This window comes from Chryseobacterium sp. HNCC26DJ238 (assembly GCF_057180465.1).
In genome coordinates this window covers 171,753-197,813 of record NZ_JBXUGI010000008.1, presented here as the reverse complement: position 1 = coordinate 197,813, position 26,061 = coordinate 171,753, and the positions used below count along the sequence as shown (strand labels likewise).

The window sequence follows — 26,061 nt, the reverse complement described above, 5'->3', positions numbered from 1 at the left end:
TTTTTTTAATACCAAATGATATTGATCTATAAAAACAGATCTTGTGATGCCCTATTTAAATCATTACAACTAAAAAGAAGCAGGAATCGGAATGGTTCGGCTTTAATCTATTATAAACAGATTTTGTTATGGAAACCAGTGACTGAGGTTCTATGATTATCGGTATGTAAATGTAATAAACTGGTGGTATGACCCCAACGCTTTGATTCAGGCAAAAACACACTTAAATAACCAAATTAGAAAGAAGAGTGATGGGAATGTTTTGGCTTGAATTGAATACTATTCTACTATAAACATATTTTGTAATGGAAACTGGTGACTGAGGCTCTGTGATTATCGGTTTTCGAATATTAGAAAACTGTTGATTTCTGCCGACGCTTTGATTCAGACAAAAACACACGTCCTAGTCTTACTTAATAACCAAATTAGAAAGAAGAGTGATGGGAATGGTTTGGCTTGAATTGAGTACTATTCTACTATAAACAGATTTTGTAATCGAAACCGGTGACTGAGGCTCTGTGATTATCGGTTTTCGAATATTAGAAAACTGTTGATTTCTGCCGACGCTTTGATTCAGACAAAAACACACGTCCTAGTCTTACTTAAATAACCAAATTAGAAAGAAGAGTTGATGGGAATGGTTTGGCTTGAATTGAGTACTATTCTACTATAAACAGATTTTGTAATGGAAACCGGTGACTGAGGCTCTCGAAGTCACCAGTTTCCATTACAAACTCAAATTGTAAGTTGAAAACCAAGCCAAAGCCAAAGCAGATACTTCAGTTTATGAAATAAAAAAAAGTTAGATTCTTCTGAAAAATTTCAGTAAGAATCCAACTTTAAAAAGAAACTATATAAAAATATTTTTGTCAGTTTAAAACAGAAAATTATTTCAGACTGATTATTTTATTAAAAACATGATCATTTTCTTCCACAGTGATGATATAAGTATCGGCTGTTTTTTTACTGAAATCAAAAGTAAGTTCAATCTCGCCGTTCGTTGCAGATTTTGTTGCGTCGTAATAGATCGTTTCGTTAAAATCGGTAACTGAAATCCTGGCAGTGTTTTTTAAACTGGATAAATGTAATTTAACCATGTTTCCGTTTATCAAAAATTCAGGCTTTATGATTTCTGAAACAGGTTTCTCTTCAATCAAAGGCTTTTTATCAGTTCCTACATTAATTTTGTATTTCTGTATTTTCTGATCAGATTCTACAATTATATAATAAACTCCTGAATCCAGATCTTTAAAATTGTAAGATTTAATTACACTCTTTTCTGAATTTAAATCTTCGAAAAGTAGTTCACCATATTTATCACTGTAAATTGCTATAGAAACATTCTTTGCATTTAATACCTCAAAACTGACCGTCTCTGCTTCAGTTTTTCCAAATGAAAGAGAAAAGTCCTTTTCTTTACTCATGGCACTCATTGAAATAGATAAGAAACCGATCAGTAGAACTGATTTAAATACTTTTTTCATAATATTGATTTTTCATTTGTTAACACTGCAAATCTACTATACATTATAACGCTGTTCTACTGCACAATTTTCTTATTTATGTTTTATTTTAACTTTAAGATTAACTATATGAATAATCTTTGTTAATTTTGTGTATGATTCAATTGCATAATTTAACCGTCTGATATGAAGCACTCTCATCCATCTTTCGAAGCTGTGAAACCCAATATGGGAAGTAGTTTTACGAGTTTAAAATTTTTAAAAAATGAAAATATCAAGTCTCATGTATGGCATTATCATCCTGAAATTGAGTTGATTTTTGTCTGTGGAGGTTCAGGAAAAAGGCAGATCGGCAGTAATATATCTTATTTTTCTGATGGTGATTTGGTTTTAATGGGAACCAATCTGCCGCATTGTGGAATGACTAATGAAAATACCAATAACGATTCTGAAATGGTCATCCAGTTTAAACCTGATTTTTTAGGCGAAGAGATCTGGGCCTTACCCGAAATGCAGAAAATTGCCAATCTGTTGGAAAAGGCAAAAGCAGGCATTGTATTTTCGGAAAATATAAAAAAGGAAATAGGATCAAAAATTCTGGAAATGCATGAATCATCTTCTTTGGATAAACTTATGAAGTTTATTAAAATTTTGGATGAGCTTGCTTCAACTCAGGAATACCGAATTTTAAATGCAGGAAAATATTATCTTCAGACACAGGTAGAAGATAATGAAAGAATTAACCATATTTTCAACTATGTAAAAGATCATTTTAAGGAACAGATTACTTTACAGCAGATTTCTCAGTTGGCAAGTATGAAAGTACCATCATTCTGTCGCTATTTTAAAAAGATCACCAATAAAACATTTACTCAGTTTGTAAATGAATATAGAATAACCCATTCTTTGAAACTGCTTGCTGAGCAACCCTTAAGTATTACGAATGTCTGCTTTGAATCCGGTTTTAATAATTTCAGTTATTTTAATAAGACCTTCAAAGAATATACAGGTAAAAGTCCTTCTCAGTACAGAAAGGAATTTAATTATTTAATTGATTAATCTGTAATGAATCAGTCAGCCTGTAAATAGTCAAAGCATATTTTGAGTGAATTTTTGATATGCTGATCGAGTAGTTGGCTGTCCTCCAATGGATAGTAAAATTCTTTAGGATTTACAAAAACATTGTTGTACCTGGTTCTTTCACTTGCGCCGTCGACATCAATAAGAAGCGGTTGACCTCCATTTTTCCGCTGTACAGTAACCAGTCCCTGAGATACAATTTTAGATTCAACACATCCCACTAAAGCTCCTCTTCCCAGAATGTCAAAGCACAGGGCGGTATAGATTCCATTAGGAACATATTGGCCGGGAGGAAGTATGCAGGCATATAATACATTGGGGAAATTGCTGAAGCCTTTTGAAATACTAACAGAGAGATCATGACCTTCGAAATCAGGATATTGATTTTCAAGGAAGGTTTTAAAATCATGAAGAGTATCCCGGATATTTCCTAAACCTGGGTCATTAACTCTCATAGACTGTCCTTTTACTACGGGATTGATCTGTCTGAATTCACAGATGGAATTAAAATAATACGTCATCAGCTAAATCTAAACTAATGTAAGGTTTACAAATGATACAGCCTGCAAAATTCTGAAATTTTATAAAACTATCAGAATCTTATTTTAATTATGAAAGAATCTCAGTAATCAAAAAAGTTCCAAAAAAAAGCTTCCGGAGTAAACCGGAAGCTCTGTTTATTTCTTTAATGAAGAGATTAATCTGCCATTACTTCACCTGATTTTCTGAAGATAAAATTTCCGTAGATATGTCTTCTTGCAAAACGGCTTGGCGAATCAGCATTCACCATTTTGATATAGGTATTTCTTGGAACTCCGATATATTCAAACATTTTCCCATTCAGATGCTGAACTTTCAGAATCGATTTTTCAAGATAAAAATCCTGGATATTTGACTTTGTGATGGTTTCAGTATACTCCTCTTTGTACTTTTCCTGGGTCTCCGGGTTGATGCTTACCAGAAAATGATAAGCTTCAATGATCGATTTGCTTTTTTCTTCAGCTGCCAGTTTTCCTTCTTCATCATTGACAAATTTATCAGGATGCGTATCTTTCATCGTATTCCTGTATATTGTCTTTAAATCTTTTAAAGTAGCAGTATTATCTACTCCAAGAAGTTTTCTGTGTTCGCCTATTCTTTTCATAAGAAGATATTTATCAAATTTTTAAAGGCCATATGCAATTGCGATGTCATAATGGATGATCCTTTTTACGGGATGCAAAATTATGCTTTTTAATTGAGAATAGCGTAAGTTTTTGATTTTTAATTTGTTTGATAAGCCGAAATCTATTATTATTATTATTATTATTATTATTATTACATAAATAACTAAAACGATAATATCTATGTATCTGATTTGCATTGATGATAATGAAACTGATATATTATAATGTAATGATCTAATTAAGTAGGACTTTTCATTTGTTAAAATGTTTTCCTAACCAGAAATTACAAAACCTCCCTCTTCAACTCCCCGATTTTCTCCTCAATAAATCCGGCTTTATCATTTTTCACCGCATTCAAAATCATCTTTTGGCTTTCAGGAATCTCTGAATATTTTTCAGCCCAAAGATTAATTTCTATTAACAGAGGAAGTAGATTAATCCCTTTTTCTGTGAGTTTGTACAAAACTTTCGCTTTGCTGTCAGGATGATCCTGCTTGCTGATAATGCCGTTTTCTTCTAGCATTGAAAGACGCGAAGCCAGAATGTTGGTTGCTATTTTTTCATCAGATTTAAGAAATTCTCCATACGTACACTGTTTGGCAAACATAAGATCTCTCACAATCAGCAGTGACCATTTATCTCCCCACACGTCTAATGAGCTGCTGATAGGGCAATCCGATCTTTTTTTTGAACTCGACATAAAATTATTTTAAATAATTAAATAAAAACACTTGCATTTTGAAAGTAATGTTATAGATTTGCACTTGCAAAACGCAAGCAAATTTACAGAATTTAATTTAAAGTATAATGGAAAACATTCTTTTTGATGCTTATAAGAGCAAAAACTTAGAACTTAAAAACCGTATTGTGATGGCTCCAATGACCAGAAGCCGTTCAGACAATCCGGAAAATAAAGCAACCGAATTAACTGCACAATATTATCGGCAGAGAGCTACCGCAGGTTTGATTATCACAGAAGGTACTTTCATCAGTCCTGAAGCGGTTGGCGTAATTAACGTTCCTGCAATCTACAGTTCAGCACAAATAGCAGGCTGGAAAATCACTACAGACGCTATTCACAGAGAGGGCAGCAAAATTTTCGCCCAGCTTTGGCATACAGGTGCTTATTCTCATCCTGATTTACATAACGGTAAGAAGCCTTTAGCGCCTTCAGATATCAATCCTCAGGTACAGGTTTTTACAGCAACAGGTTTTCAGAATAGTGAAGAACCTCAACCGATGACTACAGAAGATATTAAACAGACTGTAAATGATTTCAGGCAGGCTGCAGTTAATGCTTTTGAAGCTGGTTTTGATGGAGTAGAGCTTCACGGGGCAAACGGTTATCTGCTTCAGCAGTTTTTCAGTAAAAATTCAAATTTCCGCACTGATGAATATGGTGGTTCGGTAGAAAACAGAGCCAGAATTCTTTTCGAAATTCTGGATGCGATCAGAGAAGTTGCAGATTTAAAGAAGGTGGCCATCCGTCTAAATCCTTCGCTCAACGGAATTATGGGGATTTTAGTTGATGATGAAACAATTGAACTGTACAATTATATCGTCAGCCGTCTCAACGGTTATGATCTGGCGTATCTTCATTTGATTGAACCATTTACGGATGTTTCAGGTAATTCTGATGCTGTTCAGGAAGTAGCAAAACATTTCCGCAAAATTTATGACGGAACGATTATCATCAACAGGGGTTTTGACCAAGAAACTGCCACAAAAGTTTTGCAGGATGGCGATGCAGATCTGGTTTCTTTTGGAACCCCTTTCATTGCCAATCCTGATCTGGTTGAGCGTTTTAAGACCAACGCACCACTTAATCAACCGGATCAGTCAACTTTTTACACGCCTGGGGAAAAAGGGTATATCGATTATCCCATGCTAAACAATTAAAATAATTAGGGCGAACGGCCGGGCTTTCCACTCTATCTTTTGTTTCACAAAAGGATGCCGTTGCAATCCCTGTCGCAAACCTGACCATCATAACAATACACAAACATTTAAACAAAGAAAAAATGAAAACAACAGCAAATACAGTATTCATCAGTGGCGGAAGTGCCGGAATTGGTTTAGCCATCGCTAAAAAATTAAGCACAGAAGGTAACAAAATCATCATCAACGGAAGAAATGAAGAACGTCTCCAGGGTGCCTTGCAACAATTGGAAAATGCTGTAGCCATTCAGGGTGACCTTTCTATTGAAACAGACCGGGTACGCATCGCAGAAGAATTAAAAACCAATCATCCGGAAATTAACATCATCATCAATAATGCGGGGTCAGCATTTGCTTATTTACTGAATGAAACGCAGAATGCACATGAAAAAGCAGCTGTTGAAATGAATACCAATTATTTCAGTGTTATTCATTTTACAGAGTTGTTAATTCCTCATTTGGTTCAGAAAACGGAAGCAGCGGTGATCAATATTTCTTCAATTTCAGTTTTCGGAAGTCATAAAATGCTGCCGACGTATGGTGCAACAAAAGCGGCATTACACAGTTATACGGCAGCTTTGAGACAGACTTATGAAGAGCAGGGGAATATTCATATTTTCGAAGTATATCCACCATTGGTCAATACAGAATTTTCTGCAGAAATTGGTGGTGCAGAAGGAATTCCTCCTTCCGAAGTGGCTGACGAATTGTTTTTGGCACTTTCAAAAAACCAGTTTGATGTTCCTGTTGGCGATTCTAAACAGTTTTTTTCCAAATGAACCTGCTTAATCAATAATATTTGAAATTAACTGCAAAATGTCAAACTCGCATAGTGAATAATTTTTGAAAGACCCTGTGAACTTCCATAAGTGAAACGGCTCTGTGAACTGAAAAGCGACAAGCAGGATAAAGCTCAGTGCCCTTTGTGTTCAAAAAACATTAAAAATAGTCTTCAGGTAAATCAGTAATTAAAAAATATAATCTCATGGAATTAAAAAGAAAAACAATATTAATCACCGGTGGAGCTTCCGGGATCGGATTGGAAGCTGCAAAGCAGTTTTTAGAAATAGGAGCAAAAGTCATCGTCACCGGAAGAAGTCAGGAAAGACTTGACTTAGCAAAAAGTCTGCATCCCAATCTTACTGCCATAAAAAGTGATGTCTCAAAAGAAGAAGATGTGAATTTACTTTTCAACACCATTTCACAATTGGGTGGAATCGATATTTTGTATAATAATGCTGCTGTTTTGACTTCTCCGCTGAATTTGGGCGTTGCTAATGACAAACATATCGACAATGCAACCTACGAAATGGACGTTAATTACCTTGGTGTCATCAGAATTAATAATATCTTTATGGATATGTTGAAATCAAGAAGAGAAGCGGCTATTATTAATACAACATCAATATTGAGTATGGTTCCGTCACTTATTGAAGCAACGTATTCCTCTTCAAAAGTTGCCCTCGCTTTTTATACAGTTTCCCTTCGTGAACACTTAAAAATTACAGGAAGTACGGTTAAAATCTTCGAATTGGTTCCACCGCTTGTCGCTACTGAAATGACCGCTGAAAGAAATGATAAGAAAATATCTACAGAAGAAATGGTCAGAGGTCTTATCAGAGGATTAGAAAGAAACCGGGAAACCATCCGTGTGGGAGATGCCAAAACCGTTAATATCATCAGAAGGTTCTTTCCGAAAACAGCTTTCAGGCTTATCAATCCGAAAAAAGCTAATCAATTTATAAAATAAAATTTAAGATATGAGAGCATTCAGTATCAGCCGTTACAGCAAAGAGAGCGAAATAGAACTGGCAAATTTGCCTGAGCCAACGATAAAAGATAGTGAGGTTTTGGTTGAAATTCATGCTGCGAGCGTGAATCTTTTAGACTCCAAAATCAGGAGTGGTGAATTTAAACTAATTTTACCTTACAAAATGCCGCTGGTTTTAGGTCATGATCTTGCAGGAGTTGTCGTAAAAGTTGGTGAAAAAGTGAAAAAATTTAAAGTAGGGGATGAAGTTTATGCAAGAGCAGCCGATTTTCATATCGGGACTTTTGCAGAATTTATTTCTGTTAATGAAAAAGATATTGCTTTGAAACCCAAAAACCTAACAATGGAAGAGGCGGCGTCAATTCCTTTGGTGGGTTTAACAGCCTGGCAGGCTCTGGTCGAAAAATCCAATGTTCAGAAAGGTCATAAGGTTTTTATCCAGGCGGGATCTGGTGGAGTGGGAACGTTTGCGATCCAGTTGGCAAAACATCTTGGTGCCACAGTCGCAACAACTGCGAGCGAAAAAAGTTTTGAACTTCTGAAAAGTCTTGGTGCTGATCTGCTTATTGATTATAAAACGCAGGATTTTGAAGACCTCCTGAATGGCTATGATCTCGTGTTAAACAGTCAGGATGCTAAGACTCTGGAGAAATCCTTTAATGTTGTAAAATCTAACAGTAAAATAATTTCGATTTCCGGTCCTCCAACTCCTGTATTTGCCGAAGAATTTAATCTGCCCTGGTACGTGAGAATTGCCACTAAGTTGCTGAGCAGTAAAATCAGAAGGAAAGCAAAGAAACAAAATGTCAATTACTCTTTTCTTTTCATGAAAGCTGATGGGAAGCAGTTGGCAGAAATTACAAAACTGATAGAATTTGGAAAAATAAGACCGGTCATCGACAAGGTTTTTTCATTCGAAGAGACCAGTGACGCTCTGAAATATGTAGAAAGTGGTCGGGCAAAAGGAAAAGCTGTAATAAAAATAAAATGATTTTTTTTGATGTTTAAAATATAAAGCAGGAGTTAGAAACTCCTGCCTGAATATATTTACTAAACCAGGTTTATTTCCTTATTGAAAGTTTCTGCAGCTTCTTTTGCAGCATCTACCATTGCAATCAGTGCTTTTTCCGTTTCATCCCAATGACGGGTTTTCAGGCCGCAATCAGGATTTACCCAAAGCTGCTTTGCGGGAATGACGGTTTGTGCTTTTTTCAGCAATTCCACCATTTCTTCTTTTGACGGAACTCTTGGTGAATGAATATCGTACACTCCCGGTCCGATCTCATTCGGATATTTAAAATCGGCAAAAGCATTCAGCAGTTCCATCTGGCTTCTGGAACATTCTATCGTGATGACGTCGGCATCCATATCGGCAATATTCTCAATGATGTCATTAAATTCAGAATAGCACATGTGCGTATGAATTTGTGTTGCATCTTCTACACCGCTTGCCGAAATCCGGAAAGCCTCCACTGCCCATTTAAGGTAATTTTGCCAGTCAGATTTTCTCAACGGTAGTCCTTCACGAATCGCCGGTTCATCAATCTGGATGATTCTGATTCCCGCTTTTTCAAGATCCTTTACCTCGTCACGGATGGCGAGGGCAATCTGTTTACAGGTTAGCGAACGTGGCTGATCATCACGGACAAAAGACCATTGAAGAATGGTTACCGGTCCCGTTAACATCCCTTTTACCCAGTTTTTTGTCAAAGATTGGGCATATTCCGACCAGTACACGGTCATAGGTTTTGGTCTGTGAACATCTCCGAAAATCACAGGAGGTTTCACGCAGCGACTTCCGTAACTCTGAACCCAGCCATTTTGTGTGAAAGCAAATCCTTCCAACTGTTCGCCGAAGTATTCCACCATATCATTCCGCTCAAATTCTCCATGAACAAGAACATCAATTCCAATTTCTTCCTGCCAGCGAATTGTTCTTTCAGTTTCCTGTTTCAATAATAGATCATATTGTTCAGGATTCAGTTCACCCTTTTTGAACTTTGCTCTCCAGGTTCTCACTTCTGCCGTCTGTGGAAATGAACCGATCGTTGTAGTAGGAAACAGGGGTAGCTGAAGAATCCTCTGCTGTTCTTCTTTTCTTATACTGAAAGACGAATTTCTCCGGGCATTTTTTTCAGTTGTTTCCTTACTGCGGTTTTTAACATTCTGATTGTGAATTAATTCAGAAGTTTTACGATTTTCAATGGCCTTTTTGTTTTCTGCTAAAACCTGTAAAACAGTATAATTTGGATTTTCTGAAGCCAGTTTTTTTAAACTGACAATTTCATAGACTTTCTGCCTGGCAAAAGCCATCCACTGTTTGATTTCAGGAGAGAGAATGGCTTCATTTCTTTCAGAGTCCAGATCAAAAGGAGTATGGAGGAGTGAACAGGAAGGTGCGATGAACACCCTGTCTGTACCCAACTTCAATACAGCTTTTCTGATCAGCGCAAGTGACGTGCTGAAATCATTTTTCCAGATATTTCTTCCGTCAACAACTCCCAGTGAAATGCTAAGCGTATTTGGAATCGTATCCAAAACCTCATCCAGCTGTTCAGGACAACGGACAAGATCAATATGTAAAACATCGACCGGAAGAGCAAATACTAAAGAAAGATTGTTTTTTAATCCTTCAAAGTAAGTAGCAACAATAAATTTCAGATTGGGAAAATGATTTCTGATTTCAGTATAGACATGCTGATAAGCTTCTTTTGCTTTTCCGCTAAGATCTAATGCTAAAAACGGTTCATCAAACTGAATGTATTCCGCTCCGTGATTCTCAAGCTCTTTTAAGATCCGGATATAAACAGGAAGTAAATTTTGCACTAAATCCAATTTGTCAAAAGCTTCTCCCTTTTCTTTTCCCAGTAACAGATAAGTGAGTAATCCGATGATCACAGGTTTTGCAGTCACCCCTGTCTTTTTTGCACTGATGTATTCCTGAATGATTTTATTCGAGAATAATGTAAACTCCTGGTTTTTCCGGAATTCAGGGACAATGTAATGGTAATTCGTATCAAACCATTTGGTCATTTCCATCGCAGTAATATCCAGACCGTCTTTCTGGATGCCTCTGGCCATTGCAAAATAAAGATCAGTTTCAGATTTTTTGAAAGCAATTTCCTCATACCGTTCAGGAATTGCTCCAACGGTTAACGTCATGTCGAGAACCTGATCATAATAGGAGAAATCATTACAGGAAATAAGATCGATTCCTGCTTCATGCTGGAGTTTCCAATTATTTTCCCTGATGGTATTCCCAACTTCCAGCAGTTCGTCTGAAGTTATTTTGCCTGACCAATACTGTTCACAGGCTTTTTTGAGTTCTCTGTTGCTGCCAATACGCGGGTAGCCAAGTAAGTGTGTTTGCATTTTTTTTAACTTTTAATTAAATAATAATCATAAAGTTCTTTTAGGATGCTTCGTAATGCTTTTGCTTAAAGAGTTTTTAGAATTTTAGATACACTTGGAAATGGTTTTTGACTTAAAATTTAAAAATCCCAGTTAAGTCTGACATAAAATCAAATTTTAAATGGCTGTAACTTTTCATTGCAAAATTTAATTTAAACTTGAAAACAGTTATAAAGGCAAAGAGTTAATCAATAAATTGATTTCAAAGCTTAACAGTATTCATAAGCTGTTTATCGCAATTCTTTGCTTTCTGAATCAATGCATCAGCAACAAAATCTTTGCGTTTACATTCCACAAAATATTAAATCAAATAAACCAAAATGTATCATCTATAAATCCAAAAACTCCAGTCGCGGGAGCATTGATCATTCGGAACAGGCAGGTCTCCTGACTTGTAACAGTTTTTGCCATCCTTCCCGTTTTAACAGTGGATATTTCAAGGACAAAAACTTTTGGTATATTACTTACAGTTGCGCGACAGCTCGTGATTTGCACACGATTCCCTATTAATCTGCTTTATACAGAACCTTTTCCGTTGATGAAGTATGTAAAAGAACAATTTATGTGTCAAAGGTATAAATTGAAGCTGAATCATTGGATTTAAACTAAAAATTAAGCATATAATTCTTTTCTAATTTATTTTAAAAGTTAAATATTCTGTATATTTGAAAATTGTAAATTTAAAAAGAATATTATTCTGTGGAAAGACTTGATGAAAAGGATCTTCAGTTGCTTCGAATCCTGCAAAAGAATGCGAAATTAACGGTCAAGGAATTGGCAGCTGCTGTTAACCTGTCTACTTCACCTGTTTTTGAGCGTGTCAAAAGACTTGAACAGGATGGCTACATTCAGTATTATGCAGCAGTTTTGAATGCTGAAAAACTGAATCGCGGTTTTACGGTTTTCTGCCAGGTAAAACTGAAAATTCATGACCGTTCCGTGGGGAATCAGTTTGTAGAAGATATTCTGAATATAGATGAGGTTGCAGAATGTTACAACATTTCAGGTGATTTTGATTTTTTACTGAAAGTTCAGGTAAGAGATATGAAACATTATCAGGATTTTGTCTTTAATAAACTCGGCTCCGTTGATTCTATAGGAAGTACACACAGCACTTTTGTAATGGCTGAAGTGAAGAATACACATGGATTAAGTATTTAAGAAATTTAAAATAGTGAGAATAACTTCCTAAAATGCTAAATCATAAATGTTATCAATTAGCAGAACTCTTACACTAAGATTTCTCGACAGGTAATACATCCTTTTTTAATTTAATAAGATCTTCATTCTTCACCTTATTCCTGATCAAGATACGTCAGTTTAGCATCTTTTACAAATTCCTCTATGCTCAGATTTTTGACCGCTTTAGAATTGGTCAGTTCGATAAGATAATTAATCGAATTGGGCAGGTTTCTGTTTCTTGTAATAAGCCTGAATCTTTTGACTTTCTCATTAAACTGTAAAAAAGGAAGTTCAGAAATTTTTACATTGATATTATTAACATCAAAAGAAGCTTTCGGATCCTTCTGTAATTTTAAAAATCTTTTCTGAGTTTTATCCGTCGTCTCATCCAGAAATTTCTGCATCTGATAATCTGTGAGAAGCTGCGGATAGATGAGTCCCTGCTGCAGTATTGAAATTGATGTTTTATCAGACTTGTCAAAAAAAATCACTTTATCATCATAACTGATCTGATTGTCTTTTAAGCTGATCTTACCTTCAAATTTCTTGTGATTTTTCTTTTTATATTTATTTTTAAAATGCTCAACAGCATGTTGATCCTTTGTACTCAAAACTTCATTTTTCTGACCCGGTAACGCAGTAGAAAAAACAAGAAAAAGGATAATCAAAAATTGAAATTTCATAATTTTTATTTTAAATAAATCTATACTAAGTTTTTGATACGCAGATGTTGAAGTAACATGATGGTTTTTGCATCTTTAATTTCACCAGTATCAATCATATCAAGAGCTTTTTCGAAACTGATCTCCAGAACTTCGATATCTTCTCCTTCCTCTTCAAGGCCGCCACCATTGTTCATCTTCATTTCAATAGAATATTCAGCGATGAAAAAATACAGGATTTCGGTAACGGATCCGGGTGACATATACGCTTCAAAAATTTTGTGAGCCTCTTTTATTTTATACCCCGTTTCTTCCTCAGTTTCCCTTTTTATACATTCTTCAGGATGGTCGTTATCCAATAAACCTGCACAGGCTTCAATCAGCATTCCTGTTTCATTTCCGTTGATATAGGTAGGCATCCTGAATTGCCGGGTTAAAATTACTGTTTTTTTATCTGTATTGTATAATAAAATCACCGCCCCGTTACCCCTGTCATAGGCTTCCCTGCTCTGGGTTTCAGCGGTACCGTCTTTTTTCCTGATATTGAAGGTGATCTTTTTTAATGTGTACCAGTTTTGGGAAAGAATTTCGGTCTTTTCGATATGTACATTTTTATTTTGCATAGATGAGGCAGTCTTTTTAAATGATGTTTTTTTTGATTAATTTTTTTTCAGAAGATCTCCCAATGCATCTTTCAGATTTGGAAACTTAAAGTGAAAGCCTGCATTCTGGAGCTTTTCAGATGAAGTTCTTGAGCCTTCTAACAACGCTGCAGACAGTTCGCCAAAAATCAGTTTCATTATAAATCCGGGAATATTAGGCATAAACATAGGTTTTTCTAAAACCTCTGCAATTTCTTTTGTGAAATTTTCATTATCAGTATGTTGTGGTGCTGATGCGTTATAGGCACCTTTCATGTCTTCATTTTTCATAGCAAATTCAAAAACAGAAGAAAGATCATCAATATGAATCCATGGGATATATTGTTTTCCTGTTCCGAGTGGTGATCCGACCCCCAATTTTACAGGAACAGCCATTTTTTTCAAAGCACCCTCTTTTTCGGAAAGAACAATGGATATCCGGATTTTCACGACTCTTTCAGCCACTCCTTTTTCTGAAAATTCATCTGCTGCCTTTTCCCAGAGAATCACGACTTCGCTCAAGAAATCATTCCCTTTCTGATCTTCTTCTTTAAATATTTTCTCCGAAGTAACTGCACCGTAAATTCCAATGGCAGATGCTGAAATGAAGGATTTCAACTGAATGTTTTTCTTTTGTAAAGTTTTTAAAATCAATTGTGCCGAATCGATACGGCTTGAGACAATTTCCTTCTTTCGCTCAGCAGTCCACCGCTGATCAGAAATATTTGCACCCGCAAGATGAATGATGTGACTGACGTTTTCAAAAGCTTTTTCATCAACAGTTCCATTCTTGATATTCCACTCAAACTCAAACTCATTTTCGTTTTTGGGGGTTCGGGTCAGAAAGCGAACCAAATATTCGTTTTCCAGTTTCTTTGCTAAAACCTTTGCAACAGATCCGCCGGCTCCGGTGATTAAGACAATTTCTTTCATGTATTGATTTACTTTAACTTAGTTAATGATGCTGACGTAACTGTTAAATTAGGGTATTCTATCTTTTTAAAATTGGCTTCTTTTCATATAGGGAAGAAAAAACCGGTTTAAAACAAATTTCGATCAACCTTATAGTATAGTCTTTAATTCCCTCAATTTTTAACAATCAGAATATAATCATCATCCAAAATTTTGTAGCCCTGGTTATAGACAAATTTATACTCAGAACCATTTTTATAGACTTTAAATTGTGTAAAATAATTAAAATCAAATCCCAAGCCATCAAGTTTGGATCTGGCGGCTTTCGTTTTGCCTTCCACATTAATGTCACTCAGAATCCTGTAGTTTCGGCGGAGTTTATTGTTGACATTCCGCATAAGATTACTGGAGTCTTTGTTCTGTTTGTTGTTATAAGAATTCCTACAGGCGTCATTGCAGAATTTTTTATCTGATCTTCCAATGATTTTTTCGCCGCACTCAAGACAGTTCATAGCAATTAATTTTTCAAAGTGTGTTTGTGTTTTTTATGCAGAAGTTTCTTCCATTTTGAACTCGTTGGATAACTTCTGTTTTTAGTGATATTATTAAAGAATAAAGCTGCTAAGAGCAGAATGATACATCCGGATAAAACAGGAGACAAAACATACCAGTATCCTAAATCTGCAATTTTCCCCGGTGAGGTTACCGCAATAAGAGCCGTTGCACCACCAGGAGGATGCAATGTTTTTGTATACTGCATCAGTACGATCGAACAGGCAACAGCCAATGGCGCTGAAAGCCATAAAATATCAGGAACAATCTGATAAACTGTAACACCTACAATGGCCGAGATCACATGACCGCCCACCAGATTTCTCGGTTGTGCCAAAGGACTCTGGATAGCACCGTAAATCAAAACGCTTGAAGCTCCGAATGACCCGATGAGAAATACATTTTCCTGTTGAAGTAAGTATTGGGACTGTAAAAAAGCAATAATTCCTATACCGAAAAATGCGCCGACAAACGACCAGAAATGTTCCTTATAATCAACAAGAGTTTCTTTGTAAATCACATATTTTGATACACGGTAGGTTCTTCGTAAGGTCTTCTTCAATGCTTTGGTATTAAAAATTAAATATACGAAAATTATCCGTTTACAAACGGCTGTTGCTTCAACCCAAAGTAGATACATGTTTTTGCTGAATAACTGCTTTCAGTTTTGTCAAAGTCTTTTAATCTGGTTGAGACTTTGACCTAATTATAAACTTATGAAGTTTTTTCAAAGATTACAAACTGCTGACAGCCGGAAAATTTGAAAATGTCTATAAATTTTTCAGTCATTTTTCAGGTCTGTTTTTGATTTAAAATATGACAGTTTAATTTTTTATTTCAGAAAAAAAACATCAATTTTGCTCTATCAATGGGGTGCTGCATAATCGCAGCTGAGATGATACCCGGGAATCTTCCACACCTGATCCGGATAATGCCGGCGTAGGGAATTTGATTTATCATCTCATCATTTAATTTATACAAGTTAATTTGATGCAGGAATTTTTACAGCATACGACCTGGCCGGAGTGGTTTGGCGTTTTCTTTTCAGTGATTCAGGTGCTGTTGGCACGGAAAAATAATTCTAATAATTATCTCTTCGGAATTGCAGGGATTTCGCTCACCCTTTATGTCATGGTGACGGCTAAACTGTATGCAGAGTTTACCCTTAACCTTTATTATCTGGTCATGAGCATCTACGGATGGCTTTACTGGAAATTTGGCAGGCAAAAATCAGAAGCCGTGATTTCAAAAACTACAGGTCAGGAAAAAATGATCACCATTGGGATTGTAGTGGTGTCTTTCCTTATCTTTTACTATTTTCTGACCCATCATACTGATTCTGACGTTGCGATTTTAGATTCTGTAGTCAGTGCTTTTGCATGGGCGGGAATGTGGCTGATGGCACGCAGGAAAATTGAAAACTGGATATTGCTGAATATCAGTAATATCATTGCTATTCCACTACTGATCCATAAGAGCCTGTATCTATATGCGGCATTAACGGCTTTCCTGTTCATCGTTGCTATATCAGGATATTTAAAATGGAGGAAAATAATTAATGAAAGAAGAAATGCTTACGTCTGAAGAAATCAGACAAGAGATGTCAGGAGCTTCTGAGATTTCTCCAAAAATAATCAGCATCATTCATGAGCAGCGGTTGCTTCAGATTTGGGTTCCTGAAATATATGGGGGATTGGGACTTCGCTTGAAAGAAGGATTGTCCGTTTTATTTGACTGGTCAAGAATAAACGGAAGTCTGGGCTGGCTGCTCACCTTGTGTTCAGGGGCGAATTTTTTTTCAAGAAATCTCAAACCATATATTGCTGAAAAACTCTTCATCAATTCAAGAACCTGTTTTGGCGGAAGCGGAATGATTGGTGGAACTGCTGAAAAGAATAACGACGGAACTTTTGTTATCAACGGACTCTGGCATTTTGCAACCGGAGCACCACACTTAAGCCATTTTACATTAAATGCTGTACTGACTGAAAATAATAATCCATTATTAGATGAATCGGGTTCTGAAATCATTCGTTCATTTGTTATTTCTAGAGACCAGGCAGAAATCATTCCCAACTGGAAATCGATGGGAATGAAAGCTACCGGAACGTACTCTTTTAAAGTTAATAATGCGGGAGTTTCAGAAGATTACAGTTTTATTTACGACGAATTTTTCACTGATGACCCTATTGACAGAATTCCATTCAGGATTTTTGCAAATCTGACTTTGCTGATCAATTATCTCGGGATGGCTTGTCATTTTTCAGAAGAAGCACTTAAGATTCGTCTACAGCTCAATCTAAATGCATTTGATGAAAGGATAGATCAGAAAAGAAAAGAACTGTTTCGTGTTGCCGGAGAAATTGAAAATTTACTGAATGATTTTAAAATAATCTCTCCTGAAAAACAATCAGAAATTCACAGTTTTTCGACGGAAACAGTCAGGAATTTATCTCATCATATCTTAGAAATCTACTTTCAGTCAGGAATTAAAGCCACCCATACAGACTCTGAATTATATCAGGTTTTCTGTGATTATTTTACCGCAACCCAGCACGCTAACTTTACACCTGATTTTCAAAATGGGTACAATTTTTTCATAAACGGTTAAAAATTTCAAAATTATTTTTATAAAAGGCTTTCATAGGTAGTGAGGGTGTTTTTCCTTTAATAGTGGGACATTGTGAACAATTTGAGACTTGTTTTATCCGTTTTCAAACGACTACAAACGAATTTAAATAGTTTTAAACCGATTAAATTTTCAAGACTGATGAATCTTTGCAACAGAGATTTGAGAAACCAGTGAACGTCTCTGATCTGAATTATTAATCTTTAAAAAATATAAAGCTATGTCACTAAGAAACAAAGTAACATTAATCGGTTACACAGGAAAAGAAGTAGAAATAATGACTTTCGATAACGGAACTCTGAAATCAACGGTATCATTAGCTACAAACGATCACTACACTAATGCAAAGGGTGAGAAAATAGAAGAGACCCAATGGCACAGCCTGGTCGCTTTTGGTAAAACGGCTGAGATCTTTCAGAAATATGTTCCCAAAGGAAAAGAAATTGCCATTGAAGGAAAAATTACCTACAGATCGTATGATGATAAAGACGGGGTGAAAAGATACATTACCGAGATCAGAGTGGAAGAACTTTTACTGTTAGGAGGAAAATAAATGTCAGATTCTAAAATTACAAATGATGCAGATAAAAGTTTTAAAAGTAAGAATAGCAGAAGAATTTCTGTATGATGATCAGCGAATGATAGATAATTTCCTTGAACATAATGACATTGTAAAAGTGGAAACCGCTTTTGTCAGTGAAGATCAGTTCTGGTCTGTAGTACTTTATTTTAATGAAAAAAAATCGTTGGGTAAGAATTCGGTGAAGGAAGCTAAACCAACAAAATATTCGGCAGAAGATGAAATGCTCAGTGATGACGAGATTAAAATTTTAGACGCATTAAAACTTTGGCGTTCTGAAAAAGCAAGGGATCAAAAGCTTCCGACCTATTTTATTGCAACCAATAAAGAACTTGCTTCGGTCGCTAAATATAAACCTGCGAAAAAAGAAGAATTACTGGATATAAAAGGTTTCGGAAAACATAAAATTGAAAATTATGGTGAAGAGATCCTCGAAATCCTGGAGAACGTATGAAAAGGATATAAAGCAGAAAACACAAATGATTTAATAAGGCCGGGGAAAATCAATCTCCGGCTTTTTTATTGATTTAAAAGTCCTTTCAATTCCTTATTTTTGCATCTCATATCATTTATCAATCATCAATTATCATTTATAAAAATGAAGCCAAGCTTAGCAAAAGGAACGAGAGATTTTACCTCACTTGAAGTTTCGAGAAGAAAATACATCATCAATATTTTACAGAAGAATTTCGAACTGTTCGGATTTCAGCCTTTGGAAACACCAAGTTTTGAAAACCTATCCACCTTAACAGGGAAATACGGTGAAGAAGGAGACCGTTTGATTTTTAAGATTTTGAATTCGAGTATCAATGAAGCGAAAGAGGACAAAAAAAATCAGATGCTGAATGATTTCCAAAAAGCTTTGGATCAGCCTTTCAGCACAGAAAGCCTTACCGATAAAGCCCTTCGCTATGATCTAACGGTGCCTTTTGCAAGATTTGTTGCCATGAATCACGGAAAGTTGACATTCCCCTATAAACGGTACCAGATTCAGCCGGTTTGGAGGGCAGACCGTCCTCAGAGAGGAAGATTCAGAGAGTTTTATCAGTGTGATGCCGATGTTGTAGGGAGTGAAAGCCTTTGGCAGGAAGTTGAGCTGGTACAGCTGTACCTAAAGTCTTTTGCAGAACTGAAAACTTCTGTAACCATCCATATCAACAACAGAAAAATCCTTTCAGGTCTGGCAGAATATGCAGACATTACAGATCAGCTGATTGATTTCACCGTGGCTTTGGATAAATTAGACAAAATAGGGAAGGATGGAGTAGTCAGGGAACTTTTAGAAAAAAATATTGCTCAGGAATCTATTGATAAACTGGACTTCCTGTTTAATCAGTCCAGCGATGCCTTAGAAAACCTTCTCCAGCTGAAAGAAAAATTTGTCGGAAATGAGATCGGGTTAAAGGGAGTTGAAGAATTGGAATTTGTAATTACCCAGTCACTGAATTTAGGTGTTGATATTCAGAATTTAGTCTTTAATGTTACACTGGCCCGCGGTTTAGATTATTATACAGGTGCGATTTTCGAAGTGAAAGCTGATGAGGCGCAGATGGGTTCCATCGGCGGCGGTGGAAGATATGATAACCTGACTGAAGTTTTCGGTGTTAAAAACGTTCCGGGAATCGGAATCTCTTTTGGGCTGGACAGAATTTACCTTGTTCTGGAAGAACTTAATTTATTCCCTGAAGAAGCAACATCAAACGTTGAGTATCTCTTTGCTAATTTTGGAGGTGAAGAAACCATCGAAGCTTTGAAACTAATCATTCAGCTAAGAGAAAAAGGAATTTCTGCTGAGCTGTATCCCGAAAATGCAAAAATCAACAAACAATTCACCTACGCAGAAAAGAAAGGAATCAAAAATCTTGTGTTCTTAGGCGGGGAAGAAATTAAAAATCGAACCGTAACTTTCAAAAACCTTGAAGCCGGAGAACAGAAAACAGTTTCTTTAGAGGAATTTTTAGGTTAACCATTTTACTTTAATTGCTTTCAGACCGTATAAAAAATATTACAGTAACAATCACCTTTTCTTTACAGTAATGGTGATTGTTATTTTGATATATGCATGGTATTCTGATAAGAAATATCACGAAACTACTGAAGACGGGATGAGGAGCTCACAGACGGTTATCAGACAGTTTTGTAGGAATGGATCCAGATCAAATTCAAGGGTAATGATTCATGTGATTGACAGGGACTATTCAGTAAAACTTAATTATGATATCTGTCTGCAATTTCCTGTGGGATCCTACATTAATGTTTATTACCTGAAAAAATACAATGAGTATATTTATAAGGTAAGTGAGTATAATGACAGACTGAACGGTATGATTGTGATTCTTATGATCTCTTTACTTCCCTTGACCTATGTTTACAACAGCTGTTTAACACAGATAAAAAAAAAGAACTGAAATAGAATTTAGAAAACAGAGTAAGAGGATAGGCGTTTGGGAGATCGTGAGTGCTTTCTCCATTCCCAGGGAGCAACAGGATATTCTTCTTTCCATAGTCCTATTTTCTCTCTCCTCGCATTGGATTCAAGTTCTTCATAAGACGGGTCTTTAGAATATTTTTTATAATGCCACGCCAGTCCGTTTCTGACGAGTTCTTTATTAACATTGGTTCCGTCTGTCAGAATGATTTCACTGATGATTCTTTTATTTCGGTCCCTCTTAAAATGTTCATTAATCATCACATATTTTCCGAAGCACAGATCAGAGATAAACTGTCTCGCATTATTACCGTAAGGCTGTTTTTTCTCAGGACAGTCAATGTCTGACAACCGTACGACCTGAGATATTCCGTCCATGAATAATTCTACCGTATCCCCATCTTTGATGCCAATGACTTTGTAGGTCTTACTCTGCGAAAAAAACAGGATAGGGAAGATGAGGAGTAAAAACGTTTTGAGGATCATTTAAAAATAATTATATTATTGCTGTTATCAATCTCAATATTTCCGAATTTTTCTAAAACAGACTGTCCTAAAAGAAGGGGTGCATCGGCATTGTCAATTACAGTAGCCTTTACATCATGTAAGGTAATGTCTCCAACCCTTACTGTTCTCAGATTGATTTTTGTTCCTTCAGAGATCGTTCCTGTCGCATCCTGAAAATATTCGGTTTCTACGATATCTTCTTTTCTCAGTGTCCCCTGTCGGTACATCACACTGGCTTCTGCTGATGAAATACAGATGCTGCTTGCTCCCGTATCAAAAATAAATTTAAGCTTCAGCCCGTTGATTTCAATCCAAACGTACTTTACACCGTTTTCATTTTCCATGGGAAGAATATTTTCAGAAACAGATGACTCTTCAGTTATTTCCTCGTAAGTTACGGCACTGTCGGTGGAAATAAAAGTATTTTCTTCAGGATAATTTTCCTCAGGAATTTGAACAGAAACGATTTTTCTTTCATCACCTTTACTGTCAGGATGTTTACAGGCTGAGAGTAAGATGAGAATGAAAAAAGAAAATAGTAGCTTCATGGGTTGGTCTTCAATACAGAATCAGGTGAAGGGTTATTTTTTAAGGAATCGGACGAATACGACGGAATTTTCTGTAGATAAGATTTTTTTACTAAAAGTTTATTCGAATCGAACGCATCCGGGTTTTCCCTGATAAGAAGTAAACCGTAATCCTCTTTTTGAAACCTGTAATATTTTTTGATAATTTCATTCTTTTCAAAAATGATTTCTACTGCCTTATCAATATTGGTGATATTGTCCGTCAGCTGATCCAATACCAGGATTTTATTTTTTTCATCCTTGGCAAAACTGTTGGGGAGTGGATTGAGCTGATTCTGTATAATTATGGTGTCTTTTTCCAAAATAGGTTCTTCTTCTCCAACAGAGCCGGCAGTTTCTGTAACGGCGACTTTTTTCTCTGTCGGATCATTTAAAATAAACAGATATACAACAGCACCGATTAAAAGTATATTTAAAATTACAGATATAATTGTTAAGATTCCGGTTTTAGAACTTTTTTGGGTTGTTTCAGGATCTTCATCATCAAAACGATTACGATACGGATCAATATAAGAAGTTACACTGTTTACAGGCTTATGGCCAGTTAAAGATGAAATTTCAACGGTTGTACTTAATCTTTTCTTTTCTTCCTTAAATTTTCTCTCACACTGTTCGAAAGACTGATTCATTTCTCCAAGCTGTTTTCCGGACTCCAACCCGGCAATAATGACATCAAATTCCTCAGAATGTTTCTGATAAAGCTGTTGCAGAGCAGTTAAACTGTTTTTAGATTTTTCAATATTTGCACTGTTTTCACGGTGTCTCTCCGTATTTTTATCAATCTGCCTTTTAAGATTTTCAGATTCTTTTTTGCCTTCCTCCGTCATTTTTTCTTTCTGATTTTTAAAATTCCTCAGGATGTTTAAAGCATTCTGCTTCTTTTCCTCCTGCAGGCTTTGAATTTCCTGATCGAGTCCGGTAATATCAATTAACCTGAAAAGTCTTTTCTGAGATACAAAATCAGCTATTTCTTTACTGTCAATAAAAAACAGGGTATCGTATTTAGAGAGTATCTGTAATGACTTTTTAAACAAATTCTGTATTTCACTATTTTCAAATTTTGATGTAAAAATGACCAGGTTTTTCCCGGAATTTTCCCAATCAGGAAAGCTGATTTTTGCGTTCTGATGTTCCAGTTTTTCAAAATCTTTTGAAAAAATATTCTGAATATTAAAATCTTTAGAATGGTTGATATTTAAAATATTCTGACTGACATTATTGTTTTTCAGCTTTTGATGGATATCGTGAAGGGCAGTTAAAACTGAATTCTCAGGAATGATCTCATTGGTAAAGACCAGGCTTGTCCCTATAAAAGTTCCGCTTCTGTTAGAACTTTTTTCTTTTGCGTACGTGTAGACAGAATAGGAGACGATAACTGTATTCTGCAAAGATTCTTTTCTGATTGAGTAAATACGGTCATTAGGTGAAAGTAACTGTATAGCATTTGTTTTGAGGTCAAATGTTTTTAAAACTTTTTCCAATCCCTGATTTCCATAGATGCAGGACTGGGTAAAACCATTTGGAGTTCCAAAGGTTGCATATCCGAATACATTGATGTTTTTCATTATTTAGAGATGCTGAATTTTATTTTTTCCCAGAATGTTCCTTCGTAATCCAGATCATAGCCTGCGATGTTATGATACAGCCATTTGGCAATCACTCCTGCAGAGTCAAGATTCAGCAGGGTTATTTTTTCCATTCCATCCTGATTCTGTACATTTCCTATGGTAAAGTACGTTTTATTAAGATTATAGGTGTCAAGTCTGTTATTGGTCATGCTTAATCTTTGCCTGATAAAATTTTCAAGCTGCTCTTCATTATCAATACCAATATTCCCGGATTTATCCCATTTGGAAATGACTAACAGGACATTGACATTGCTCAGGTTTTTGCCTTTTCTTTCAAGATAATCTAAAAACTCAACAATCTTGGAATCTTCACTGTGAGCTCTGTCATAGCTAGTCACAATAATGAAATTCAGCGGAATGTCAGAGTTTAGATAAGCGTCAATACTGTCATGGTATTTACCACCTCTGGAAATTTCATTGTGGTTTTCTCCGTTGGTCTCAAGAAACGATAAACTTACTGGCGGTACTTTTTTAGATTTGTTATTGGGATCAAATACGAAATCCAACCGTGTAACCTGATCTCTTGTGCTTCTGTTAGGGAGAATGCCTCTTTTTATATTTTCGAAGAAATCTGCAAGCAAAACATGAGCTTCTCTTGAGTTTGGACTTCCCAGTTTAGGCCTCAGAACTCCGGCAACAGAATTCATGTAATATAAAATTGCAGACAGGATTACGGATTTTCCTGATGCTGATGTGCCATAGAAAAAGATGAAGTTGCTGTCTTTATTCTGCACGGTCGTTGAACTTCCGTTGGAAGTAGGAACAAAGCCGTCATCTTCTATTTCAGGAATTGTATAAGTGACAGGATGCTCAATTGTTTCGTGATTTATTTCCGGATAATTATCTTCATAATCATCAAATGAAAATGGTTTGTCGTTGTTGGTCATCTTTTTATCTGTTAGGGATTAATGTTCTGCCTTTTTTTCTGTTTAATACACTTCCATTATTGCTGTTGCGATCGGGGTTTGTTACCAGAAGAATTATAATAACAATCACAAAATCGAGCAAAATACATCCTGCTAAAACAACAAACTGATACATTCCGAAATTTTTGACAGCATGTTCAAAAGCATAACCAATTTTTCCCACATCCTGTGTCTTAGAAAGTAAAGGTTCAAATTTAAATTTGTCTTCGCCCAGAACATTGGTTCCCCTGCTTCCTAACTTATTGTAATCAGTCAGGGCATTGTCAATAAGGCTTTGTGCAAAATCATCTTTGTCTTTTTTAGGAAGCAATAAAAATTCCTGTACTTTTTTATTCCATTTCAGAACAGAATTGTTGATATCAGATTTTAAATTCCGCTCATCCGGAGACAGATCCATGACCATATTGTCAATCTGAGTTCCCATTCTTACGGCTAAATCATCATAGTCATTTCCGACAGGAGTTAAAAGATCAACTTTCTGACCCGTCATTTTTTCAATATCTCTTATCAGCGACTGTGCTCTGCTGCCGATTCCTTGGTTGGCAGGATCAATAATCTGAGCCATCAGCTGTTTTTTCTTAATCTCAATATTTCTGGTCGTTTCTTTTGGGTATTTATAATTTAATTTAGATTCTACATTACTTTCTAATGTGTTGAAATCTTCATTGATCGTTCGCAGTTCGTTGGTATAAATATCAGTACGCATAAATCTGGTGTACAGAGCATTAAAATTTGCAATGAAACAGAATGAAGCAATAAAAATATAAATACCCACTAAGCTTCCTGTTGGTTTTCCCTCCAGTTTGGCAGCTCTCAGCATCCAGCAGAGAAATAACAGAAGTAATGAAAGAACCAGGGCGATCACAAAAGAAGCATTTCCGAAAATTTGTTCAAGCCCAAGCCAGGTCTGATAAAAACTAACGCTTATCAGCATTATGGCAAGCACGCCTAAAAATAGGTCCGGTGCTCCTAAAGAAGAATTTTTACTCATTTTTATAATTGTTATTAATTTTTATTTTCTCTGTAAATAAGTTTTGCATCAAAAAAGAACAGTTTTAAACCTTGATCAGTGCCCTACTTAATATTTGATTAATTACCTGCTGCAAACCTACATAAGCTATTTAAAACTTTTTTACGGGAATCCTCAATTTGAAGATTTGGTTCAAAAAAAATATATTTACAGAAAATAAATACCAATGGAAAATTATCTGGAAATCAATAAAAATTCATGGAATGCAAGAGTAGATCCGCACTTTGAGTCTGACTTCTATTTTGTCGATGAGTTTTTAAAAGGAAGAAATTCGCTTAATTCTATCGAACTGGATTTACTGGGAGATATAAAAGAAAAAAGTATTCTGCATCTCCAATGTCATTTCGGACAGGATTCTGTTTCGCTTTCAAGAATGGGAGCAAAAGTTACAGGAATTGATTTATCGGATAAAGCCATTGATAAAGCCAAAGAGTTAGCTCATCAATGTGGAACTGATACCCAATTTATCTGTACTGATGTGTATTATCTCCCAAAGGTTTTGGATGAAAAATTTGATATTGTTTTTACAAGTTACGGAACAATCGGTTGGCTTCCGGACTTAAAACAGTGGGCAGGGGTGATAAATCATTTTCTGAAACCCGGAGGAGCATTTATTATGGCAGAATTTCATCCTGTAGTCTGGATGTATGATGACAATTTTGATGGGGTTATTTATAATTATTTTAATGAAAAGCCAATTATTGAAACTTCAGAAGGAACCTATGCTGATGCTTCAGCAGCTATTGTTCAGGAGTATATTTCATGGAATCATCCGCTGTGTGACGTTCTGCAAAACCTGATCGATGAAGATTTGATTATAAGAAACTTCAGAGAATTTGACTGGTCACCTTATCCCTGTTTCAGACATCTGGAAGAATTTGAAAAAGGAAAGTGGAGAATAGAAAAGTTTGGCAATAAAATTCCAATGGTCTATGCAGTACATGCAAAAAAGAAGTCATCGTAATGAT

At 35.8% G+C, this 26,061-nt stretch carries 28 protein-coding genes and 2 riboswitches; of the genes, 13 read left to right on the top strand and 15 right to left on the bottom strand.

All coding sequences use genetic code 11. The features are described 5' to 3' along the window. Positions 1 to 887: 887 nt before the first annotated feature. On the bottom strand, positions 888 to 1,484 hold the full coding sequence (locus tag AC2A07_RS09890; RefSeq protein ID WP_484050244.1) for a hypothetical protein: 597 nt from the start codon (positions 1,482 to 1,484) through the stop codon (positions 888 to 890). A 165-nt stretch (positions 1,485 to 1,649) separates the two neighbouring features. Between AC2A07_RS09890 and AC2A07_RS09885 the strand changes: the two genes are divergently transcribed. Beyond that, positions 1,650 to 2,522 (top strand): AraC family transcriptional regulator, encoded by an 873-nt coding sequence (locus tag AC2A07_RS09885; RefSeq protein WP_484050243.1) that lies wholly within the window; start codon positions 1,650 to 1,652, stop codon positions 2,520 to 2,522. An 11-nt stretch (positions 2,523 to 2,533) separates the two neighbouring features. Here the strand turns inward: AC2A07_RS09885 and AC2A07_RS09880 are convergent, their stop codons facing one another. The 3 genes from AC2A07_RS09880 to AC2A07_RS09870 all read right to left on the bottom strand — a co-directional run bounded on the left by AC2A07_RS09880 (position 2,534) and on the right by AC2A07_RS09870 (position 4,409). Beyond that, positions 2,534 to 3,064, bottom strand: coding sequence for a hypothetical protein (locus AC2A07_RS09880; protein WP_484050242.1), 531 nt, complete (start codon positions 3,062 to 3,064; stop codon positions 2,534 to 2,536). 176 nt (positions 3,065 to 3,240) lie between these two features. Continuing rightward, positions 3,241 to 3,687, bottom strand: coding sequence for a KTSC domain-containing protein (locus AC2A07_RS09875; RefSeq protein ID WP_314491548.1), 447 nt, complete (start codon positions 3,685 to 3,687; stop codon positions 3,241 to 3,243). 305 nt (positions 3,688 to 3,992) lie between these two features. Then, a complete protein-coding gene (locus AC2A07_RS09870; protein ID WP_484050241.1) occupies positions 3,993 to 4,409 on the bottom strand; it encodes a winged helix-turn-helix transcriptional regulator in 417 nt (138 codons plus the stop codon). A gap of 107 nt (positions 4,410 to 4,516) precedes the next feature. Between AC2A07_RS09870 and AC2A07_RS09865 the strand changes: the two genes are divergently transcribed. The 4 genes from AC2A07_RS09865 (at position 4,517) to AC2A07_RS09850 (ending at position 8,409) form a co-directional block, all read left to right on the top strand. Continuing rightward, positions 4,517 to 5,608, top strand: coding sequence for an alkene reductase (locus tag AC2A07_RS09865; protein ID WP_484050240.1), 1,092 nt, complete (start codon positions 4,517 to 4,519; stop codon positions 5,606 to 5,608). Positions 5,609 to 5,730: 122 nt separating this feature from the next. Beyond that, positions 5,731 to 6,426, top strand: coding sequence for an SDR family oxidoreductase (locus AC2A07_RS09860; protein WP_484050239.1), 696 nt, complete (start codon positions 5,731 to 5,733; stop codon positions 6,424 to 6,426). A gap of 206 nt (positions 6,427 to 6,632) precedes the next feature. Continuing rightward, on the top strand, positions 6,633 to 7,397 hold the full coding sequence (locus AC2A07_RS09855) for an SDR family oxidoreductase (RefSeq protein ID WP_484050238.1): 765 nt from the start codon (positions 6,633 to 6,635) through the stop codon (positions 7,395 to 7,397). Positions 7,398 to 7,407: 10 nt separating this feature from the next. Continuing rightward, entirely contained in the window at positions 7,408 to 8,409 is a 1,002-nt protein-coding gene (locus AC2A07_RS09850; protein WP_484050237.1) for an NADP-dependent oxidoreductase, read from the top strand. 59 nt (positions 8,410 to 8,468) lie between these two features. Here AC2A07_RS09850 and metE read toward each other — a convergent pair whose 3' ends face one another. Beyond that, the gene (metE, locus tag AC2A07_RS09845) at positions 8,469 to 10,790 is read right to left on the bottom strand and encodes a 5-methyltetrahydropteroyltriglutamate--homocysteine S-methyltransferase (RefSeq protein ID WP_484050236.1); all 2,322 of its coding nucleotides are present in this window, start codon (positions 10,788 to 10,790) and stop codon (positions 8,469 to 8,471) included. Between the two features lie 399 nt (positions 10,791 to 11,189). Next, positions 11,190 to 11,375, bottom strand: a riboswitch (cobalamin riboswitch). A 153-nt stretch (positions 11,376 to 11,528) separates the two neighbouring features. Here metE and AC2A07_RS09840 point away from each other — a divergent pair. Then, entirely contained in the window at positions 11,529 to 11,990 is a 462-nt protein-coding gene (locus AC2A07_RS09840; protein ID WP_484050235.1) for an Lrp/AsnC family transcriptional regulator, read from the top strand. A 134-nt stretch (positions 11,991 to 12,124) separates the two neighbouring features. Here AC2A07_RS09840 and AC2A07_RS09835 read toward each other — a convergent pair whose 3' ends face one another. From AC2A07_RS09835 to AC2A07_RS09815, 5 genes are all read right to left on the bottom strand, one after another. Continuing rightward, positions 12,125 to 12,694 carry a hypothetical protein gene (locus AC2A07_RS09835; RefSeq protein WP_484050234.1) on the bottom strand — a complete coding sequence of 190 codons (570 nt, stop codon included), beginning with the start codon at positions 12,692 to 12,694 and terminating at the stop codon, positions 12,125 to 12,127. A 20-nt stretch (positions 12,695 to 12,714) separates the two neighbouring features. Then, the gene (gene nudK / locus AC2A07_RS09830) at positions 12,715 to 13,296 is read right to left on the bottom strand and encodes a GDP-mannose pyrophosphatase NudK (RefSeq protein WP_484050233.1); all 582 of its coding nucleotides are present in this window, start codon (positions 13,294 to 13,296) and stop codon (positions 12,715 to 12,717) included. Positions 13,297 to 13,332: 36 nt separating this feature from the next. Then, complete coding sequence (locus AC2A07_RS09825; RefSeq protein ID WP_484050232.1) at positions 13,333 to 14,247, bottom strand: TIGR01777 family oxidoreductase; 915 nt, start codon at positions 14,245 to 14,247, stop codon at positions 13,333 to 13,335. 152 nt (positions 14,248 to 14,399) lie between these two features. Continuing rightward, positions 14,400 to 14,738 (bottom strand): hypothetical protein, encoded by a 339-nt coding sequence (locus AC2A07_RS09820; protein WP_314491519.1) that lies wholly within the window; start codon positions 14,736 to 14,738, stop codon positions 14,400 to 14,402. Positions 14,739 to 14,743: 5 nt separating this feature from the next. Further along, positions 14,744 to 15,340, bottom strand: coding sequence for an HPP family protein (locus tag AC2A07_RS09815; RefSeq protein WP_484050231.1), 597 nt, complete (start codon positions 15,338 to 15,340; stop codon positions 14,744 to 14,746). 297 nt (positions 15,341 to 15,637) lie between these two features. After that, positions 15,638 to 15,743, top strand: a riboswitch (TPP riboswitch). 22 nt (positions 15,744 to 15,765) lie between these two features. Between AC2A07_RS09815 and pnuC the strand changes: the two genes are divergently transcribed. From pnuC to AC2A07_RS09785, 6 genes are all read left to right on the top strand, one after another. Further along, the gene (gene pnuC, locus AC2A07_RS09810) at positions 15,766 to 16,362 is read left to right on the top strand and encodes a nicotinamide riboside transporter PnuC (RefSeq protein WP_484050230.1); all 597 of its coding nucleotides are present in this window, start codon (positions 15,766 to 15,768) and stop codon (positions 16,360 to 16,362) included. After that, a complete protein-coding gene (locus AC2A07_RS09805; protein ID WP_484050229.1) occupies positions 16,337 to 17,389 on the top strand; it encodes an acyl-CoA dehydrogenase family protein in 1,053 nt (350 codons plus the stop codon). Before pnuC ends, AC2A07_RS09805 begins: the two co-directional genes overlap by 26 nt. A 238-nt stretch (positions 17,390 to 17,627) precedes the next feature. Continuing rightward, positions 17,628 to 17,960, top strand: coding sequence for a single-stranded DNA-binding protein (locus AC2A07_RS09800; RefSeq protein ID WP_314491509.1), 333 nt, complete (start codon positions 17,628 to 17,630; stop codon positions 17,958 to 17,960). 22 nt (positions 17,961 to 17,982) lie between these two features. Then, complete coding sequence (locus AC2A07_RS09795) at positions 17,983 to 18,441, top strand: HRDC domain-containing protein (RefSeq protein WP_484050228.1); 459 nt, start codon at positions 17,983 to 17,985, stop codon at positions 18,439 to 18,441. Between the two features lie 144 nt (positions 18,442 to 18,585). Beyond that, entirely contained in the window at positions 18,586 to 19,953 is a 1,368-nt protein-coding gene (gene hisS / locus AC2A07_RS09790; RefSeq protein WP_314491503.1) for a histidine--tRNA ligase, read from the top strand. A 70-nt stretch (positions 19,954 to 20,023) separates the two neighbouring features. Then, entirely contained in the window at positions 20,024 to 20,395 is a 372-nt protein-coding gene (locus AC2A07_RS09785; RefSeq protein ID WP_484050227.1) for a hypothetical protein, read from the top strand. 8 nt (positions 20,396 to 20,403) lie between these two features. Here AC2A07_RS09785 and AC2A07_RS09780 read toward each other — a convergent pair whose 3' ends face one another. From AC2A07_RS09780 to AC2A07_RS09760, 5 genes are read right to left on the bottom strand one after another with little or no spacing between them, the layout of a single operon-like run. Continuing rightward, positions 20,404 to 20,901, bottom strand: coding sequence for a thermonuclease family protein (locus AC2A07_RS09780; RefSeq protein WP_484050226.1), 498 nt, complete (start codon positions 20,899 to 20,901; stop codon positions 20,404 to 20,406). Next, the gene (locus AC2A07_RS09775) at positions 20,898 to 21,470 is read right to left on the bottom strand and encodes a retropepsin-like aspartic protease family protein (RefSeq protein WP_484050225.1); all 573 of its coding nucleotides are present in this window, start codon (positions 21,468 to 21,470) and stop codon (positions 20,898 to 20,900) included. Before AC2A07_RS09775 ends, AC2A07_RS09780 begins: the two co-directional genes overlap by 4 nt. Then, on the bottom strand, positions 21,467 to 23,074 hold the full coding sequence (locus AC2A07_RS09770; protein ID WP_484050224.1) for a ligand-binding sensor domain-containing protein: 1,608 nt from the start codon (positions 23,072 to 23,074) through the stop codon (positions 21,467 to 21,469). The genes AC2A07_RS09775 and AC2A07_RS09770 overlap by 4 nt, the downstream gene beginning before the upstream one ends. Further along, on the bottom strand, positions 23,074 to 24,024 hold the full coding sequence (locus AC2A07_RS09765) for a hypothetical protein (protein ID WP_484050223.1): 951 nt from the start codon (positions 24,022 to 24,024) through the stop codon (positions 23,074 to 23,076). The genes AC2A07_RS09770 and AC2A07_RS09765 overlap by 1 nt, the downstream gene beginning before the upstream one ends. A 4-nt stretch (positions 24,025 to 24,028) precedes the next feature. Next, a complete protein-coding gene (locus AC2A07_RS09760; RefSeq protein ID WP_484050222.1) occupies positions 24,029 to 25,054 on the bottom strand; it encodes a hypothetical protein in 1,026 nt (341 codons plus the stop codon). 205 nt (positions 25,055 to 25,259) lie between these two features. Between AC2A07_RS09760 and AC2A07_RS09755 the strand changes: the two genes are divergently transcribed. Beyond that, positions 25,260 to 26,057, top strand: coding sequence for a class I SAM-dependent methyltransferase (locus AC2A07_RS09755; protein WP_484050221.1), 798 nt, complete (start codon positions 25,260 to 25,262; stop codon positions 26,055 to 26,057). Positions 26,058 to 26,061 lie beyond the last annotated feature (4 nt).